General features: G+C 72.9%; 15 protein-coding genes. 8 read left to right on the top strand and 7 right to left on the bottom strand.

Translation table 11 applies throughout. The features are described from left to right. Complete coding sequence (locus tag ACFVWY_RS14490) at positions 1–1,362, bottom strand: caspase domain-containing protein (RefSeq protein WP_389871323.1); 1,362 nt, start codon at positions 1,360–1,362, stop codon at positions 1–3. 4 nt (positions 1,363–1,366) lie between these two features. After that, entirely contained in the window at positions 1,367–1,747 is a 381-nt protein-coding gene (locus ACFVWY_RS14485; protein ID WP_389871321.1) for a hypothetical protein, read from the bottom strand. Between the two features lie 251 nt (positions 1,748–1,998). On the opposite strand from ACFVWY_RS14485, the gene ACFVWY_RS14480 reads away from it, so the two are divergent. From ACFVWY_RS14480 to ACFVWY_RS14470, 3 genes are all read left to right on the top strand, one after another. Next, entirely contained in the window at positions 1,999–2,736 is a 738-nt protein-coding gene (locus ACFVWY_RS14480) for an enoyl-CoA hydratase family protein (protein WP_389871318.1), read from the top strand. After that, the gene (locus tag ACFVWY_RS14475) at positions 2,724–3,365 is read left to right on the top strand and encodes a TetR/AcrR family transcriptional regulator (protein ID WP_389871317.1); all 642 of its coding nucleotides are present in this window, start codon (positions 2,724–2,726) and stop codon (positions 3,363–3,365) included. The genes ACFVWY_RS14480 and ACFVWY_RS14475 overlap by 13 nt, the downstream gene beginning before the upstream one ends. 411 nt (positions 3,366–3,776) lie before the next feature. Beyond that, positions 3,777–4,259 (top strand): alpha/beta hydrolase, encoded by a 483-nt coding sequence (locus tag ACFVWY_RS14470; RefSeq protein ID WP_389871314.1) that lies wholly within the window; start codon positions 3,777–3,779, stop codon positions 4,257–4,259. Here ACFVWY_RS14470 and ACFVWY_RS14465 read toward each other — a convergent pair. Beyond that, positions 4,229–5,338: a citrate synthase 2 gene (locus ACFVWY_RS14465; RefSeq protein WP_389871311.1), complete on the bottom strand. Its 1,110-nt coding sequence runs from the start codon at positions 5,336–5,338 to the stop codon at positions 4,229–4,231. The genes ACFVWY_RS14470 and ACFVWY_RS14465 overlap by 31 nt on opposite strands. Positions 5,339–5,634: 296 nt before the next feature. Here ACFVWY_RS14465 and pdxH point away from each other — a divergent pair, with 296 nt between their 5' ends. Further along, entirely contained in the window at positions 5,635–6,261 is a 627-nt protein-coding gene (gene pdxH, locus ACFVWY_RS14460; RefSeq protein ID WP_389871430.1) for a pyridoxamine 5'-phosphate oxidase, read from the top strand. 373 nt (positions 6,262–6,634) lie between these two features. Beyond that, positions 6,635–8,002, top strand: a complete 1,368-nt coding sequence (locus ACFVWY_RS14455; RefSeq protein ID WP_389871309.1) for a PAS domain-containing protein — start codon at positions 6,635–6,637, stop codon at positions 8,000–8,002. Between the two features lie 20 nt (positions 8,003–8,022). Here the strand turns inward: ACFVWY_RS14455 and ACFVWY_RS14450 are convergent, their stop codons facing one another. Then, positions 8,023–8,778, bottom strand: a complete 756-nt coding sequence (locus tag ACFVWY_RS14450; RefSeq protein WP_389871306.1) for an SIS domain-containing protein — start codon at positions 8,776–8,778, stop codon at positions 8,023–8,025. A gap of 219 nt (positions 8,779–8,997) precedes the next feature. Here ACFVWY_RS14450 and ACFVWY_RS14445 point away from each other — a divergent pair, with 219 nt between their 5' ends. Both ACFVWY_RS14445 and ACFVWY_RS14440 read left to right on the top strand, forming a co-directional pair. Beyond that, a complete protein-coding gene (locus ACFVWY_RS14445; RefSeq protein ID WP_389871304.1) occupies positions 8,998–9,690 on the top strand; it encodes a metal-dependent transcriptional regulator in 693 nt (230 codons plus the stop codon). Positions 9,691–10,327: 637 nt separating this feature from the next. Beyond that, positions 10,328–11,221 carry an alpha/beta fold hydrolase gene (locus ACFVWY_RS14440; protein ID WP_389871301.1) on the top strand — a complete coding sequence of 298 codons (894 nt, stop codon included), beginning with the start codon at positions 10,328–10,330 and terminating at the stop codon, positions 11,219–11,221. Positions 11,222–11,269: 48 nt separating this feature from the next. On the opposite strand, the gene ACFVWY_RS14435 is transcribed toward ACFVWY_RS14440, so the two are convergent. From ACFVWY_RS14435 to ACFVWY_RS14425, 3 genes are all read right to left on the bottom strand, one after another. Then, positions 11,270–12,919 (bottom strand): transporter, encoded by a 1,650-nt coding sequence (locus ACFVWY_RS14435; protein ID WP_389871298.1) that lies wholly within the window; start codon positions 12,917–12,919, stop codon positions 11,270–11,272. Further along, the gene (locus tag ACFVWY_RS14430) at positions 12,916–13,767 is read right to left on the bottom strand and encodes an ABC transporter ATP-binding protein (protein WP_389871295.1); all 852 of its coding nucleotides are present in this window, start codon (positions 13,765–13,767) and stop codon (positions 12,916–12,918) included. The genes ACFVWY_RS14435 and ACFVWY_RS14430 overlap by 4 nt, the downstream gene beginning before the upstream one ends. A 64-nt stretch (positions 13,768–13,831) precedes the next feature. Beyond that, a complete protein-coding gene (locus ACFVWY_RS14425; protein ID WP_389871292.1) occupies positions 13,832–14,506 on the bottom strand; it encodes a bifunctional DNA primase/polymerase in 675 nt (224 codons plus the stop codon). Between the two features lie 377 nt (positions 14,507–14,883). Between ACFVWY_RS14425 and ACFVWY_RS14420 the strand changes: the two genes are divergently transcribed. Further along, positions 14,884–16,266, top strand: a complete 1,383-nt coding sequence (locus ACFVWY_RS14420; protein WP_389871289.1) for a transcriptional regulator — start codon at positions 14,884–14,886, stop codon at positions 16,264–16,266. Positions 16,267–16,429: the final 163 nt, after the last annotated feature.

Genomic DNA, 16,429 nt, shown 5'->3' with positions numbered 1-16,429 from the left:
TCAGTTCTCCGCGGGGGAGAGGAGCCGCGGGTCTCGGTCGCGCAGTTCCCGGTCGGACAGGGCGGACAGACGGCCGACCCGCTCGACGGCGTCCTGCAGCCCCGGGAGGTCGCTACCCACGTCCGCGACCCGGAAGCCCACGTATCCGATCTCCCGGAACGAGAGCGAGATGTCCCGGAAGGGGCCCGACCGCAGGACGGTGCCCTCGGCCGGCAGCGGGGATCCCTCCTTCAGGCGGATGGCCAGGACCTCCTCGGCGGTCCTGGCCTTCGCCCTCCCGTTCCGGTACGGAAACTCCTTCAGGAACCCCAGGTGGGCCACGTCCTTCCAGAGGATCTCGTTCGGGCGTTCCTTCCGGTCCGTCAGCACCATTCCGGAACGGGTGATCAGGACATGCGCGTGTCTTCTGACCGAGCGCCAGGCGGCGAAGAGGCCGAAGGGGAGGAAGAGGGCCGGGAGGGGAAGGATCGCGAGGTCCTCCGGGACCTCGTACGCGGCCAGCCCGCCCACGGTGAGGAAGACGGCGCTGATGAAGGCGGTGAGGACGCGCTGCGCGGGACCGCTGTCGCGGGTGACGCGTACTTCCGGTCTGCCGGAGGGGCTACCCGGGTTGGTCGGGGGGTTCTTCTTGGCGGGCCCGCGCATCAGGAAGACGTCCCCGACCGTGTTGTCCGCCTGGAACTGCGGGTGCTGCAGGCCGTCGTGGATCAGTTCCCGACGGACGTGGTGGTGGATCTGGCCGAGGGTGAGCGCCTCGGGCTGTTCGAGGGCGCTCAGCAGGGCGGCGGTGAAGGCGGTGTACCGATCGCCGGGCGGGGCGTACGAGAGCTCGGTCCGCGCGGCGGACGTGAGGGTGAAGGTGCCGCTCGCCTCGAACGGAGCGAGGAGGGAGGCGTGGGGATCAGCCATGCCCTGCGCGGCCAGGCCCGAGAAACAGCAGTCCAGTACGAGCACCTTCGTCGAGGCCCTGGACTTCCTCAGCTCGTTCCTGAGCCGGTCGAACGGCACGGTGGCGTAGTTGGTCCGCTCGGGATGCGTGTCCGTGAGCAGCAGGTGGAGATTGTTCTCGTCGTCGATCCGGCCGTGCCCCGCGAAGTAGACCAGTAGCAGTTCCTCGGCCTCGCGCCCGGCCGTGACGAGCGCCCTGCCGACCGTGTGCCGGTCGACGGCCTCGCCGTTCCTTCCCAGTACGCGGCAGTCCTCGGGACGGAACCGGCCGCGCTCGCCGGAGAGGACCTCCGCCAGGGCGTCGAGATTGTGCCGTGCGGCGGGGATGCCCGGCAGGCCGGGTGCCGCGTAATCCGACACGCCGATCAGCAGTGCGCGGGAGGAACTCGGCGGGCTTTCCCGGGAGTTCGGCACGGCGTCAACTCCCGGTCCGGTCCAGCAGTGCGCGCGTCTCGGCGATCACCCGCTCGGGATCGGCGGCCCGCTTGACGTCGACCACGATCCGGCTTCCGCCCGGGGTCTGCACCGTGACCTTGACGTCGGCGCGCCGCTGGGTCAGCCAGGTGGTCACGGAGCGCGCCAGCACGGTGGCGGCACCGCCCGAGCCGACCGCCACCATCAACACCTCCACGGCGGCGCCCATCTGACCCGGCCGCGGAGCCTCGCCCTGCAGGGACAGCCGGCCGCGGAACAGGTCCTCCCGGGTCAACCAGTCACGCAGGGAGCGCAGATGGACCTGGTCGTCCTCGCCGGAGACCGTCAGCATCAGAGGGGCGGGGGCCGCGTGGGTCTCAGTCATGGCGTTCATTCTGTCAGGACCGGCACTCCGCGGAAGCCCGTTGCCGAAGGGCGTACGGCGCGGGGTGGCCGGAACGCCGTGGGCGGCGGCCCGCACTCCGTTCCTCGCCGGGGAGCCTCCGGGCAGAGGGGGGCGGCGGCAGGAATCATGCAAGCGCGCTTGATTGTTCCTGGTTCCGCTGCCACCCTCGAAGCGATGGCCCGCAGGCGGCCCGCGGACGGCGGGCCGGGTCCGCAGGAGGAGAGTGACCGATGAGCCGGATCGCCGCACCCGCCCACGACCGGGGCGTCACCACCCTCGCCCTCGACTCACCCGCCAACCGCAACGCGCTCTCCGCCGGACTCGTCGGCGAGCTCACCGCCGCCCTCGGCGCCTGCGCGGCCGACGACACCGTACGGGCCGTCATCCTCACCCACACCGGCAACACCTTCTGCGCGGGCGCCGATCTGACCGCACCGCCCGACCCGGCGGCCTTCGTCGCCCTGATGCGGCGGATCGTCTCCCTGCCCAAGCCCGTCGTCGCCCGGGTCACCGGCCACGTCCGCGCGGGCGGGCTCGGCCTGCTCGCCGCCTGCGACATCTCCGTGGCCGGGCCCGGCGCCTCCTTCGCCCTCACCGAATCCCGGCTCGGGCTCGCCCCCGCCGTGATCTCCCTGCCGCTGCTGCCCCGCACCGAACCACGCGCCGCCGCCCGCTACTACCTCACCGGCGAGCGTTTCGACGCGGCCGAGGCGGCCAGGATCGGCCTGGTCACCCTCGCCGCCGACGACGTGGACCAGGCGCTCGTCCCCGTACTGGACGGGCTGCGCCGGGCCTCCCCGCAGGGGCTGGCGGCGTCGAAGGAGCTGGTCACGGCTACTGTGCTGGAGAGTTTCGACCAGCACGCCGAAGACCTCATCGCCCGCTCGGCGGCCCTCTTCGCCTCCGCCGAGGCGCGGGAGGGGATGACGGCCTTTCTCGAACGACGGGAGCCCGCATGGACGCTGTGACGCCCCCCAACGACCGCGCCCCCAGGCAGGACCGCACCCCCGGCGATCGCGCTTCCGCCGACCGCACCCCCAAGCAGGACCGCAGCCGGGCCACCCGGCGGCGCCTCCTCGAAGCCGCCGTCGCCTGCCTCGCCGAACACGGCTGGGCGGGCTCCACGGTCTCCGTCGTCGCCGAGCGCGCGGGCGTCTCGCGCGGCGCTGCCCAGCACCACTTCCCGACCCGCGAGGACCTGTTCACCGCGGCCGTCGAGTACGTCGCCGAGGAGCGCTCCGCCGCCCTGCGCGCCCTGCCCGTCCAGGGGCGCGCCGAAGTCGTCGCCGCACTCGTCGACCTGTACACCGGGCCGCTGTTCCGCGCCGCGCTCCAGCTCTGGGTGGCCGCCTCCAACGAACCGCAGCTGCGCCCCCGCGTCACCGAACTCGAAGCCCGCGTCGGCCGCGAGACCCACCGCATCGCCGTCGAACTCCTCGCCGCCGACGAGACGAGGCCCGGCGTACGCGAAACCGTCCAGGGCCTCCTGGACATGGCCCGCGGCCTGGGCCTGGCCAACGTCCTCACCGACGACACGGCACGCCGTCGCAAGGTCGTGGCGCAGTGGGCGGAGATCCTGGAACGCGAGCTGAACTGATCCGGCACAAGTAGGGCTGGCGCCAAGGGAGTTGGGGTGGTGGCCGTAGTGAGCGCCGGGGTGCCGCGCGGCTACGGGACAGCCCTTGGGCCGCCGCCCGCCACGACACCTACCGCCTCGGCCGCACCCGTACGCGGGTGCTCGCCGCCGTCGACCGCGTCGCCGGGGCCGCCGCCCGCGAGCCGCTGACCCTCGGCACCGGGACCGATACGTTCCGGATCGACCACACCCACCTGCCGCTGCTGTTCGTCATGTCGCCTGCCGACGGCCACGACGCGACCCGGGCCCAACTCGGTGAGACCGTCTCCGCGCTCTCCGAGGCCGCTCGGGGGCGCCCCACCAGGCTGTCACCGGGGCTCGCCGAGGCCCTCCGGTTCCATCCTGACCGGCGCGGGCTCGCGGACGGGCAGCGTGCAGGCCGCGGTCCTCTGCGGCGACCGGGCCGCACCCCGCGACCCCGAGACCTCCTGGCGGGACATCGGACGCGACCGCGCCGCCCACCCGCTCTTCGGCCCCATGACCGACAACATCCCGCCGTGCGCCTCCTGGGACCGGCCCCGCGAGCGGCCGACCCGGGTGGACAGGGACGTCCCGGCCCTGCTCGTGGCCGCCACCGGCGACCCGCGCACCACCTGCCGCGCCACCCTCAAGCCGCACGCCAGGCTCCCCGCCTCCCGGCTCGTCACCCTGCCGGGCGCCATGCGCCAGGGGCTCTACGGCGAGTACGGCGACGCCCGCGTCGACGACCAGGTCAACCGCTACCCGGCCACCGGAAAAGCCGCCCGCCAAGGATCTGACCTGCACCGGATGACGGGGGAAGGAGCGGGCGGCGCCCGGCCCCGCGGCCGGGCACCGCCCCTCCCTCAGTTCCCCAGGTCCGCCAGCTGCTCGTAGCCCTGGATCTCACGCGGGTCGCGCGTGCCCGGACCCACGTACCGGGCCGAGGGCCGCACCAGCCGCCCGGTCCGCTTCTGCTCCAGGATGTGCGCCGACCAGCCCGCCGTACGCGCGCACGTGAACATGGACGTGAACATGTGCGCCGGGACCTCCGCGAAGTCCAGCACGATCGCCGCCCAGAACTCCACGTTCGTGGCCAGCACCCGGTCCGGGCGCCGCGCGTGCAGCTCCTCCAGCGCGGCCTTCTCCAGCGCCCGCGCCACCTCGAAGCGCGGCGCCCCCAGCTCCTCGGCCGTACGCCGCAGCACCCGCGCCCGCGGGTCCTCCGCCCGGTACACCCGGTGCCCGAAGCCCATCAGCCGTTCGCCCCGGTCCAGGGCCTGCTTCACGTACGCGGTGGCGTCGCCGGTCCGCTCGATCTCCTCGATCATGCCGAGCACCCGGGACGGCGCACCGCCGTGCAGCGGCCCCGACATCGCGCCCACCGCACCCGACAGCGCGGCGGCCACGTCGGCGCCGGTCGACGCGATGACCCGGGCGGTGAACGTCGAGGCGTTCATGCCGTGCTCGGCGGCCGACGTCCAGTACGCGTCCACGGCCTTCACGTGCTTGGGGTCGGGCTCCCCGCGCCAGCGGATCATGAACCGCTCGACCACCGAACCGGCCTTGTCGATCTCGCTCTGCGGCACCATCGCCAGCCCCTGCCCGCGCGCCGACTGGGCGACGTACGACAGCGCCATCACGGCGGCCCGTGCCAGGTCGTCACGGGCGGTCTGCGCGTCGATGTCGAGCAGCGGACGCAGCCCCCACACCGGCGCGAGCATCGCCAGCGCGGACTGCACGTCGACCCGGATGTCCCCGGAGTGCACCGGGATCGGGAACGGTTCGGCCGGCGGCAGCCCCGGGTTGAACGCCCCGTCCACCAGCAGGCCCCAGACGTTCCCGAAGGACACGTGACCGACGAGATCCTCGATGTCGACCCCCCGGTAACGGAGCGAACCGCCTTCCTTGTCCGGTTCGGCGATCTCCGTCTCGAACGCGACGACTCCCTCTAGGCCCGGTACGAAGTCGGACATGGCGGCTCCCTCGGTCGGCGGCTCTGCGCAGGCCTCAGCGGCCTGCCTCAAGATACTGGCGGGTTTCCCCCGACGCGGGGAAGCGTGACGTCCGGCACAGCACCCGTCCTCGTACGGGCGCGCCCCGCACGCCCTCGCGATACCCTCGCGGGCTTCACCGACGTCAGGGAGCTGGCCGCGCGCCCCGCGCGCCCTCGCGATACCCCTCCCTGCCGGGCCGCGTCGGCCACTGGGGCAGGATGAGCCCCGTGCCCACCGCAGACTCCTCCTCCGATTCCACCACCGATCCGGCCGCGATGCGCGAGCAGTACCGCTCCGAGGGCTTCACCGAGGACACGCTGGCCGCCGACCCGATGCAGCAGTTCGCCCACTGGTTCCGGCAGGTGGCCGTCGGCGGCCTGCTCCACGAGCCCAACGCCATGGTGGTCTCCACCGCCACCCCCGAGGGCCGCCCGTCCGCACGGACCGTGCTGCTGAAGAAGTACGACGAGCGCGGCTTCGTCTTCTTCACCAACTACGAGTCCCGCAAGGGACGCGAGCTGATCGCCAACCCCTACGCCTCCCTGCTCTTCCCCTGGCACCCGATGGCCCGCCAGGTCATCGTCACCGGCCGGGCGGACCGGATCGGCCGCGACGAGACCGTCGCCTACTTCCGCAGCCGCCCGCACGGATCCCAGCTCGGCGCCTGGGCCAGTGCCCAGTCGACGGTGATCGGCTCCCGGGAGGAGCTGCTCGCCCGTTACGAGGAACTGGCGGCCCGCTACCCCGAGGGCGAACAGGTCCCCGCGCCCCCGCACTGGGGCGGCTTCCGCGTCGTCCCCGACACGATCGAGTTCTGGCAGGGCCACGAGAACCGCCTGCACGACCGGCTGCGGTACGTCCGCGAGGGCGAGCAGTGGCGCGTCGAACGCCTCTGTCCGTAGCCGTTCCGTTCCGCCCCGCACACGCAGAAACCCGCAGGCTCTGGTCCCTCCTCACGGAGGGGCCGGCCGGACTTACCGGCGAGCCTGCGGGTCGGTGACTGCTTGGGATTGGCCGACGGACCGGCCTGCACTGCAAAGAGCGCGACAACGGGCGTCAGCCCGCAGCCACCTCACGAGTCCGAGAAGAAATCACTTCCGGAACACCTCCTTTCTTCGCTGGCAGCAGCCTAGGAACCGCCCGTGCGCCACACAAGCGAATTAAATTCGGCGCGATGCGGCAGCCGATTTCCGGGAAGTCGGTGTGGGCCGGGTCAGCTTCGAGTTCAATGGTCTGACGTGCGGAAATACCGAATGCGTCCTGCGGGGGGTACGGGTGGGTGCGTCCACGAGCAGGGGAACGACCGAGGCGCTCGGGCCCGACGAGGAGCCGGGCGGGGGGCCGAAGGCCGGGGCCGCCCTGCTCGCCGCCCTGCTCGACGGGATGGACGCCGCGTTCTGCGCGTTCGACGCGAAGGGCACGATCACTCACTGGAACCGCGAGGCCGTCCGGATTCTCGGCTGGTCCGCCGAGGAGGCCGTGGGCCGGGCCGGGTTCGCCGGGTGGGCGGTGCGGCGGGCGGACGCCGGGGAGGTCCAGGCCCGGCTGATGGCGGCCATGGACGGGGCCGGACGCCGGGTCCATGAGTTCGCGCTGCTGCGCAAGGACGGCGGGCGGGTGCTCGTGCGGACCCAGGCGGCCGGGGTCCGGGGCGCGGACGGCACCCCGGCCGGGGTGTACTGCGCGTTCACCGAGGTGAACGCGCAGATCGGCCTGGAGCGGTCCATCGCGCTGAGCGAGGCACTGTTCGAGGACGCGTCCTGGGGCGTGGTGATCGTCGACGCGGATCTGCGCCCGGCGGTCGTCAACGCGTACGCGGCCCGGGTGCTGGGCGTGGGCCGTACGACGATGCTGGGGCGCCCGCTGGGCGAGCTGATCGTGCAGGGCGTCGAGGACCTGGAGGGCGCGTTGCAGCACGTGCTCGCCGAAGGCGCTCCCGTGGCGCCCGCCGAACAGTGGGTGACGCTGCGGACGGCGGAGGGGGACCGGCGGCGCTGCTGGCGCAGCGGTTTCGTGCGGCTGGCGTCGCCGCTGGCCGAGGAGCCGGTGCCGCTGGGGGTCGGCTGGCTGTTCCAGGACGTGACGGCGGAGCGGCGGGCGGTGGCGGAGGCCGACCGGACGCGGTTCCGGTCGAACCAGCTGCACCGGGCGGCGCGGGCGGCCTGCGAGTGCGAGGACCCGATGGAGGCGGCGACGGTGTACCTGGACTTCGCGCTCGCGGGCTTCGCGGACCACGCGCTGGTCGACCTGGTCGCGGGGGAGCGGCTGGTGCGGGCGGCGGAGACACCGTCCGGTGAGCCGGGGCCGTGCCTGCCGGTGACCGGCGGCGGCGTTCCGCTGCGGTACGCGGCCGGGCACCCGGCGCTCCAGGCGGTGGAGCGTACGGGGCCGGTGCGGGCCAGCGCGGGAAGCGGGCCGGGGGCCGGGACGTGGGCGGCGGAGCGGCAGTGGCCCGGGGACGCCGTGCACGCGCTGTGCGCGGTGCTGCGGAGCAGGGGGCGCACGCTGGGCGTGGTGACGTTCCTGCGGTCCGCCCACCGCACCGCCTTCGAACGGCCCGACGCGGTGTACGCGCAGAGCGTGGCGGTGCGGGTGGCGGCGGCGGTCGACCTCCGGCAGGCGCTGTCGGCCCGGGGGGCCTGAGCGGCGCGGGCCCGCAGGGCCTACTGGCGGTAGAAGATCCGGTCGCGGTACTCCGTCATGACGCGGCCGTTCCACTCGTGGCCGCCGTCGACGTTCCCCGAGCGCAGCATCGGCGGCTCCACGCCGCGCGCCACGAGCTGTTCGGCCGCGGCGGCCATCATGGCCTGCATCAGGGCGCTGGTGACCACCGTCGAGGCGGGGGCGAACGGTGCCTCGATCCCTTCGAGGGTCAGCTCCGCGTCCCCGATGGCGATCTTGCTGTCGAGCACGATGTCGCAGTGGTCGCGCAGGAAGCCGCCCGAGCTGTGCCGGGAGCGGGTGGTGTCGGCGTACGCCACCGAGGTCACGCCGATGACCTTGAGGCCGAGCGCCCGCGCGTTCAGCGCCATCTCCACCGGCAGCGCGTTGCGTCCGGAGAGCGAGATGATCACGAGGACGTCGCCGGCCTGCGCGGGGCTGGAGTCCAGCACCGCGCCGGCCAGTCCGCCGACCCGCTCCAGCGCGGAGCCGAGCGTCGCGGGCATCACGTCGACCCCGACCGTTCCGGGCACGGCCAGCAGGTTCATCAGGGCGAGGCCGCCCGCCCGGTAGACGACGTCCTGGGCGGCGAGCGAGGAGTGCCCGGCGCCGAAGGCGAAGAGCCGGCCGCCGGCGGCCACGGTGTCGGCGATCGCGGCACCGGCGGCCGCGATGGTGCCGGACTCCTCGTCGCGTACCCGTTCCAGCAGGCCGATCGCTGCGTCGAAGAACTGACCGGCCAGCTTGCTGTCGCTCATCGAGGAGGCCCTTTCCGGCGGGAGGAAGCGGGGAGGAGACACACGGGATGCCCGTGCCGCCGATCACGTTGCGGTCTGGACCAGTGACCTGTCAATACCGTCCCGGCGGCTCTGGCGCACAGGGTTCGGCCGGGGAGGCACGGTTGTCGGTGGTATGCGTCAGAATTGGTACCAGGGCCAGCGCACGACTTTTTCTTGTCACAGCACCGAGGGGCACGAATGTCCGGACTGATCGACACCACGGAGATGTATCTCCGCACCATCCTCGAACTCGAAGAGGAAGGCGTGGTCCCCATGCGCGCCCGGATCGCGGAGCGGCTCGACCAGAGCGGCCCGACGGTCAGCCAGACGGTGGCGCGCATGGAGCGCGACGGCCTGGTGCAGGTCGCGGGCGACCGGCATCTCGAACTGACCGATGAGGGGCGCCGCCTCGCCACCCGCGTGATGCGCAAGCACCGGCTCGCGGAGTGCCTGCTCGTCGATGTGATCGGCCTGGAGTGGGAGCAGGTCCACGCCGAGGCCTGCCGCTGGGAGCACGTGATGAGCGAGGCCGTGGAGCGGCGGGTGCTGGAGCTGCTGCGCCATCCGACGGAGTCGCCGTACGGGAACCCGATCCCGGGCCTGGAGGAGCTGGGCGAGAAGGCCGAGGCCGATCCGTTCCTCGACGAGGGCATGGTGAGCCTGACGGAGCTGGACCCGGGCGCCGACGGCAAGACGGTGGTCGTGCGCCGGATCGGGGAGCCGATCCAGACGGACGCCCAGCTGATGTACACGCTGCGGCGGGCGGGCGTGCAGCCCGGTGCGGTGGTCAGCGTGACGCAGTCGCCCGGCGGGGTGCTGGTCGGCAGCAGCGGTGAGGCCGCCGAGCTGGGGCCCGAGATCGCTTCCCACGTCTTCGTGGGCAAGCGCTGATTCCGGGCGGGCGCCCGCCCGCCGTCCTGGTTCCCGTCCCCGTCCCCGGCCACGTCCCCGTCCCCGTTTCCGGGCAGGTTCTGAGGGTGTCCCTGCCTGTCCGCTTTTCCTTTTTCCGTCCCGAACCGCAGCGCTCCGGCGGATTGCGTGCCAGGCTGTCGCTGAGGCATACCTGAGGGTGTCGGCCGTTGGGCCGCGCGGCCGGGGAGGGGGCAGGCGCATGCACCCGTCGCAGTCGCACGGGCGTGTCCGGCAGGTCCGGCGTGCGCAGGCGGGCGTCGCTGCCGCGCGCCGCGGCGAACGGTTTCCCGTCCGGTTCGTCCACGCAGAGGGCCCCGGCGCCCTGCGGCGCCGGGGCCTGTCCTCCCCCGCTTCGACCTGGAGCCCCGAGCTCTCAAGGTCGGTCCCTGCGGGCCCTCATCCCCGAGTGGCCCGCCTCCCGGTGAAGATCTCCCCTCCGCCACGGGCATCAATCCTTCGGAGCTGTCACTCGAACGAGCGGTGTTGCGTGGCAGAACCCTATTTTCGAACATGAGTTCGATACTCTGAGGCGGTGCGGCCCCGGTCGCGGTGCGACCACGGTGATCGAGCGGCAGTCGAGCGGTGATCGAGGGATCAGAAGGGGGTGCCAGGACAGATGGTGCGACGCATCAATGTGGCCGGGGCCGGTGGGGTACGCCTCGCGGCCTGGGAGTACGCCGAGCCGCCCAAGGGCCGCGCGGAGGGCGATCGCGCCCCCGGGGTTCTGCTGCTCCACGGCCTGATGGGCCGGGCCGCGCACTGGGCCCCGACCGCGCGCTGGCTGGCCGAGCGGCACCGGGCCGTCGCGCTCGACCAGCGGGGCCACGGCCGCAGTGACAAACCGGCCGACGGCCCGTACACCCGCGATGTGTACGTCGCCGACGCCGAGGCGGCGATCGAACAGCTCGACCTCGCGCCCGTCACCCTGGTCGGGCACGCGATGGGGGCGCTGACGGCCTGGCAGCTCGCCGTGAAGCGCCCCGACCTCGTGCGGGCCCTGGTCGTCTGCGACATGCGGGCCGCCGCGCTGGGGGCGGCCTCGCAGCGGGAGTGGGACGACTGGTTCCGCACCTGGCCGGTGCCGTTCGCGACGCTCTCCGACGTACGCAAGTGGTTCGGCGAGGACGATCCCTGGGTGGAGCGGCCCAACCCGGCCCGCGGTGAGTACTTCGCCGAGGTGATGGCCGAGCGGGCCGACGGCTGGCGCCCCGTCTTCTCCCGCCGCCAGATGCTCCAGTCCCGTGCGACCTGGGTGTTCGACGCGCACTGGGAGGAGCTGGCGCAGGTCGGCTGCCCGACGCTGGTGCTCCGCGGACTCGACGGCGAACTGGGCCGGGCGGAGGCCCAGGAGATGGTCCGCGTACTGCCGCGCGGGCAGTACGCGGAGGTGGCCGACGCGGGCCATCTCGTCCACTACGACCAGCCCGAGGGCTGGCGCGCGGCGGTCGAGCCCTTTCTGGAGCGGCACGCCGAGGAGTCCCCCGGCGACCGCGCACCCGTACCGATGTAGCCCGTCCTGCCGCGGGCCGGGCTGGGCCGCGGCAGGACGGGCCGGGGCTCAGCCCTTGCTGACCGCCGCCAGGATCTCCGGGAGCCGGTCCGCCGTGCGCGGCGCCGCGATCCGCAGCCCCGCCCAGACGAGCAGCGCACCGTACACGATCCCGGCGGGCAGTACCGTCCACAGCCACGGCTGCTGGTCCGTGACGTGCAGCCAGATCGTCATCCCGGCCAGCGGAAGGCAGAGCATCCCCGCCGCGAGCATCCCGCCGAACATGGAGATCCAGGCGAGTCCGGCCTGTCCCGGCGCCACGTTCTTGAACGCGCCGTCCTGCGGAATCGAGTACGGGAAGAGCGCCGACGTCACCGCACCCACCGCCAGCATCCCGCAGAGCACCCCGACCGACAGCCCCAGCGCGGACGGAAGCGCACCCCACTCGCCGAGCACCGCCGCGGTCAGCACCGTCACCACGACCGTGAAGGGCAGTGTGATCAGCAGCAACGTCAGGGCCCGCGCCCGCAGTTCGAGGTAGGCGTCCCGGGTGGAGGAGATCGTCAGCGAGACCATCCAGAACGCGGAGGTGTCCTGGCCGAACTGGTTGTACATCTGGATGCCGAGCATCCCGGCGGCGAAACAGGCGAAGTAGACCGAGCCGTTGCCCTGGAGCGCGTTGAACAGAGGTACGAGCAGCCCGACCGCCAGCGCCGTGACCCAGGCGGACTTGGTCTTCGGATCGCGGGCGATGTACCGCAGGCCGCGCTCCATCACCGGGCCCGTGCGCCCCGCGGGCAGCAGCCCGGAGAGCCGGGAGCCTTCCTTGCCGGTCTTCTCGCGGGCCGTGCCCGCCGCGGCCAGGGTCGAGCCGTCCGGCGCCGTCATCAGCTTCGCCAGGCTCCGCTGCCACAGCCACAGCAGCGCCAGCAGCGCCGCCACCGACAGCAGCAACTGCCCGGCGGCCTGCCCGTACGCGCCCCGCGACGCCGAGTCCACCGCGCCGATCGCGGAGGCGGGCGGCAGCCAGCGCACCACGTCCGCGACCGGGTCGAGCGAGGACAGCCCGCCTGCCTGGCCGAGCCGCTGTGCGCCGAAGTTGACGACCTGGAAGCCCACCGCGATCACCAGCCCGCTGAGCACCGCCAGGTCGCGGCCCTTGCGCGAGGTCAGCAGCCGGGTGTTGGCCGTGGCCACCATGCGGGCCAGCGCCACGCACAGCACCAGCGCGAGCGGCGCGCAGACCACCGCGAACACCGCCCCGGCCGCCCCGTACGCCACCGCGGCCACCGAACCGGTCATCAGGCACAGCGTGAACAGCGGCCCGATCCCGACCAGTGAGGCCGCCAGCAGCGCCGAGACCAGCGGACGCGGGCGCAGCGGCAGCATCACCAGCCGGCTCGGGTCGAGGGTCTCGTCGCCGCTCGGGAAGAACAGCGGCATCACGGTCCAGCCGACTGCCAGCACGCCCGCCAGCAGGACGACGACGGAGGAGGCATGGGCGTTGCCGCGCAGCGCGATCAGCGCGATCAGCTGGCCCGCGGCGATCAGCAGGGCGAAGACGACGGAGGAGACGTACGCGGCCCGCCGGCCGGCCGACTGCCGCAGCCCGTTGCGCAGCAGGGCCAGCTTCAGCCGCACGAAGACGCCGACCAGCCCCTCGGCGTCGGCCGGAGAGGGGGCGGGGGCGGTGCCCGCCCGGGTGCCGGGCACACTCATCGCGTGCCGCCCAGCCAGTCCAGGGACTCGCCGGTGGTGCGCGCACCGGCCCCGACGAGCGCGAGGAAGGCGTTCTGCAGCGAGGACGCCTCGCCGCGGACCTGCTCCAGGGTGCCCTGGGCGCGGATCGTCCCGGCGGCCATGACGGCCACCCAGTCGCAGAGGGACTCGACGAGCTCCATCACATGGCTGGAGAAGACGACGGTGGCCCCGGAACGGGTGTAGCGCTCCAGGACCTCGCGGATGGTCTGCGCCGAGACCGGGTCGACGCCCTCGAACGGTTCGTCCAGGAAGAGCACTTCGGGGTTGTGCAGCAGCGCGGCCGCGAGCCCGATCTTCTTCCGCATGCCGGTCGAGTAGTCGACGACCAGCTTGTGCTGGGCGCCCGCCAGGCCGAGCACGTCCAGGAGCTGGGTGGCGCGCTTGTCCACCTTGGCGCCCGGCAGTCCGCGCAACCGACCGTTGTACGCCAGGAGTTCGCGCCCCGAGAGCCGCTCGAAGAGCCGCAGCCCCTCGGGGAGTACGCCGATCCTGCGCTTGACCTCGACCGGATCGCTCCACACGTCGTGCCCGGCGACCTCGACATGTCCCTGGTCGGGCCGGAGCAGTCCGGTGACCATCGACAACGTGGTGGTCTTGCCCGCGCCGTTGGGCCCGACCAGTCCGATGAACCTGCCCGCGGGCAGCTCCAGATCGATCCCGGCCACCGCGGTCTGTTCGCCGAACCGCTTCCACAGGCCCTGTACGCGGACGGCGGGGGGCGGAGTGGTCGGTCCGCCCACGCTCCCGGTCCCCGTACCGTCCGTCGCCGTCGTCGTCGTCTGTTCGGGCCGTGCCCGGTCCTTCATGTCCTGATGCCTTTCAGTGGCCCCGTTTTACCCCGTTTACGGGACCACCCTACGAAAGACCGTTCTACTGGGACCGGTCCCGTGCGTCGGCCGCTTCCCTGGCGCAGGCGTAGGCGAGCGGGCTGATGAGCTCCTCCGCGTCCGGCAGCCAGCGGTTGGCGGCGGTCGGACGGCGGACCCACTGCACCGTTCCGTAGCCGCCGACGCGGGTCGGCGGGCCCGTCACGTAGGCGCCGTCGCCGCGGGCGGACAGATCGATGGCGGACGCCTGCCAGCCCAACTTCCTTACCAGTCCCTCCACCTTGGCGGCGGCGCCGGGCAGGACGAAGAAGTGCACCCGCCGGTCGGGGCTGTGCGTGACCGGGCCGAGCGGCAGGTCCATCCGCTCCATCCGGGCCAGCGCCATGAAGCCCGCGGACTCGGGGACGTCGATCGTGTCGAAGGCGTGCCCGGTGGGCAGCAGGATCGACGCCTTCGGCCGCCGGGACCACATCCGGCGGGCCGCGGCCCCGCTCCCGGTCGCCCGGCCCGCCCAGTCCGGGCCCGCCGGGTGGGCGCCGGGGGCCGCGCAGCCGGTGTCCCCGCAGGAGCACCGCTCGGCTCCCTCCACGGCCTCCAGCCAGGTGCCCGGACACACGTCCCAGTGCCGTTCCTCCGCGTACTGCACCGCCGCGTCGAGCAGATGCCCCTCCCTCTGCCGGGGGACCTTCGTGGTTTCCTTGACGACTGTTTCCGCCACTTCCGTTACTTCCGATACTTCCGTGACGACGACGGACTCTTCCGTTCGGATGCGCTCTTCCACGCTGAGCACAACTCCGGCCAATGACCGGGGTTACGGGGGTGAAAGGCGCTCTCACGGCGCTCGATTCCGCATCCGGGGCGCATGGGTGCATGGGCGGGGGCGCGCAGTAGGCGGGGCCCGGCCGGAAGGGTAAGCACATACGGGCAAACCGGCGGGCGCCCGTCGGGCGGGCTCGGAACGGTCGGCCTCTGTCATATGCCGACACGAATGGCATCGAAGAAGACGCCCGTGATGAACACGATGAATCTGTGCATTTTCCGCGTATTCGCCGGGCAGTGATCGGCTCAATCATCACTGCGGCCTCAGGGGGAAACATGGCAGCCAGGCCTCTCGTAGCCCGCCAGCCGAACGAACGGCTCCAGGCGCTCATTCAGGAAGCCGGATGCTCCAACGCCGGCCTCGCCCGCCGCGTCAACATGGTCGGCGCGGAGCGCGGGCTGGACCTGCGGTACGACAAGACGTCCGTGGCCCGTTGGCTGCGCGGACAGCAACCACGTGGGAGGGCACCGGGAATCATCGCGGAAGCACTCGGCCGCAAGCTCGGCCGCACGGTCACGATCGACGAGATCGGCATGGCCAACGGCAAGAACCTGGCGTCGGGCGTCGGCCTCCAGTTCGCCCCGACCGTGATCGGCGCGATCGAGCAGGTCTGCGAGCTGTGGCGGAGCGACGTCGGGCGGCGCGACTTCCTGTCCGGTTCGGCCGTCGCCTCCTCCGCGCTCGTCGAACCCAGCCGCGACTGGCTGATCACCGGGGCGGACCCGCAGGTGGCGCGGTCCGCCGGAGCCCGGGTCGGGGCGTCGGACGTGGCGGCGGTGCGGTCGATGACGGCCGCGCTGGTCGACCTCGACCACCGCTTCGGCAGCGGGCACGTACGGCCGGTCCTGGTGCACTACCTCAACAGCGTGGTCTCCGGGCTGCTCTCCGGGGCGTACCGCGAGTCGGTCGGCCGCCAGTTGTTCGCGGCGGTCGCCCGGCTCACCGAACTCGGCGGGTACATGGCGGTGGACACGGGCCAGCCCGGTCTCGCCCAGCGCTACTACATCCAGGCGCTGCGGCTGGCGCAGGCGGCGGACGACCGGGCGTACGGCGGCTATGTGCTGGCCGCCTCGATGAGCCATCTCGCCGCGCAGCTGGGCAACCCCCGGGAGATCGCCCAACTGGCCCGCGCCGCACAGGAAGGAGCGCGCGGACACGTCACGCCCCGGGCGGAGGCGATGTTCTACGCGGCGGAGGCGCGCGGGCACGCCCTGCTCGGCGACGCCCGCACCTGCCAGGAGGTCACCGGTCACGCGCTGTCCGCCCTGGAGAAGGCCGAGCCGGAGACGGGCGACGACCCCGACTGGATCGCCCACTTCGACCACGCCTACCTCGCGGACGAACTGGCCCACTGCCACCGGGATCTGGGCCAGGCGGAAGCCGCCGCGCGCCGGGCGAAGGAGTCCCTGGCGGGGCTGGCGGAGTCCCGGGCCCGCCGCCGCGGGATCGGGCTGGTGCTGCTGGCGACGGCCCAGGTGCAGATGCGGGAGGTGGAACAGGCGTGTCACACCGGCACACAGGCGATGGAGCTGCTGGGGTCGGTGCGCTCCAGCCGGGGAGCGGAGTACCTGGACGATCTCCAGCAGCGGCTGCTGCCGTACGGGGACGAGTCGGCGGTGCGGGAGTTCGGCGCGCGGCTGGAACTCCAGGCGGCCTGAGCGGGGACGGCCGGGGCGGGTGTCCGGCCGCCCCGTCAACTGCGTCATGACGGCGCTGAGCGTTACAGCGCCTGTGAAGGGGTGGTGAGTGACCGCACACGCTTGGCGGACGGCGCCGACCACCCGATAGCGTGAGCCGACGATTCCGTAGGTTTACACGTAG

The sequence above is a fragment of the Streptomyces sp. NPDC058195 genome (genome assembly GCF_042883525.1).
Lineage (GTDB): Bacteria > Actinomycetota > Actinomycetes > Streptomycetales > Streptomycetaceae > Streptomyces.
The sequence above is the reverse complement of the archived record's forward strand: the minus strand, read 5'-3'. Positions and strand labels throughout refer to the sequence as shown.

What these genes read in the sequence shown, in the direction of transcription:
- ACFVWY_RS14485 (WP_389871321.1), bottom strand. Translation starts at nt 1,747, where the DNA reads ATGACTGAGACCCACGCGGCCCCCGCCCCTCTGATGCTGACGGTCTCC.
- ACFVWY_RS14480 (WP_389871318.1), top strand. Translation starts at nt 1,999, where the DNA reads ATGAGCCGGATCGCCGCACCCGCCCACGACCGGGGCGTCACCACCCTC.
- ACFVWY_RS14475 (WP_389871317.1), top strand. Translation starts at nt 2,724, where the DNA reads ATGGACGCTGTGACGCCCCCCAACGACCGCGCCCCCAGGCAGGACCGC.
- ACFVWY_RS14465 (WP_389871311.1), bottom strand. Translation starts at nt 5,338, where the DNA reads ATGTCCGACTTCGTACCGGGCCTAGAGGGAGTCGTCGCGTTCGAGACG.
- pdxH (WP_389871430.1), top strand. Translation starts at nt 5,635, where the DNA reads ATGCGCGAGCAGTACCGCTCCGAGGGCTTCACCGAGGACACGCTGGCC.
- ACFVWY_RS14450 (WP_389871306.1), bottom strand. Translation starts at nt 8,778, where the DNA reads ATGAGCGACAGCAAGCTGGCCGGTCAGTTCTTCGACGCAGCGATCGGC.
- ACFVWY_RS14445 (WP_389871304.1), top strand. Translation starts at nt 8,998, where the DNA reads ATGTCCGGACTGATCGACACCACGGAGATGTATCTCCGCACCATCCTC.
- ACFVWY_RS14440 (WP_389871301.1), top strand. Translation starts at nt 10,328, where the DNA reads ATGGTGCGACGCATCAATGTGGCCGGGGCCGGTGGGGTACGCCTCGCG.
- ACFVWY_RS14435 (WP_389871298.1), bottom strand. Translation starts at nt 12,919, where the DNA reads ATGAGTGTGCCCGGCACCCGGGCGGGCACCGCCCCCGCCCCCTCTCCG.
- ACFVWY_RS14430 (WP_389871295.1), bottom strand. Translation starts at nt 13,767, where the DNA reads ATGAAGGACCGGGCACGGCCCGAACAGACGACGACGACGGCGACGGAC.
- ACFVWY_RS14420 (WP_389871289.1), top strand. Translation starts at nt 14,884, where the DNA reads ATGGCAGCCAGGCCTCTCGTAGCCCGCCAGCCGAACGAACGGCTCCAG.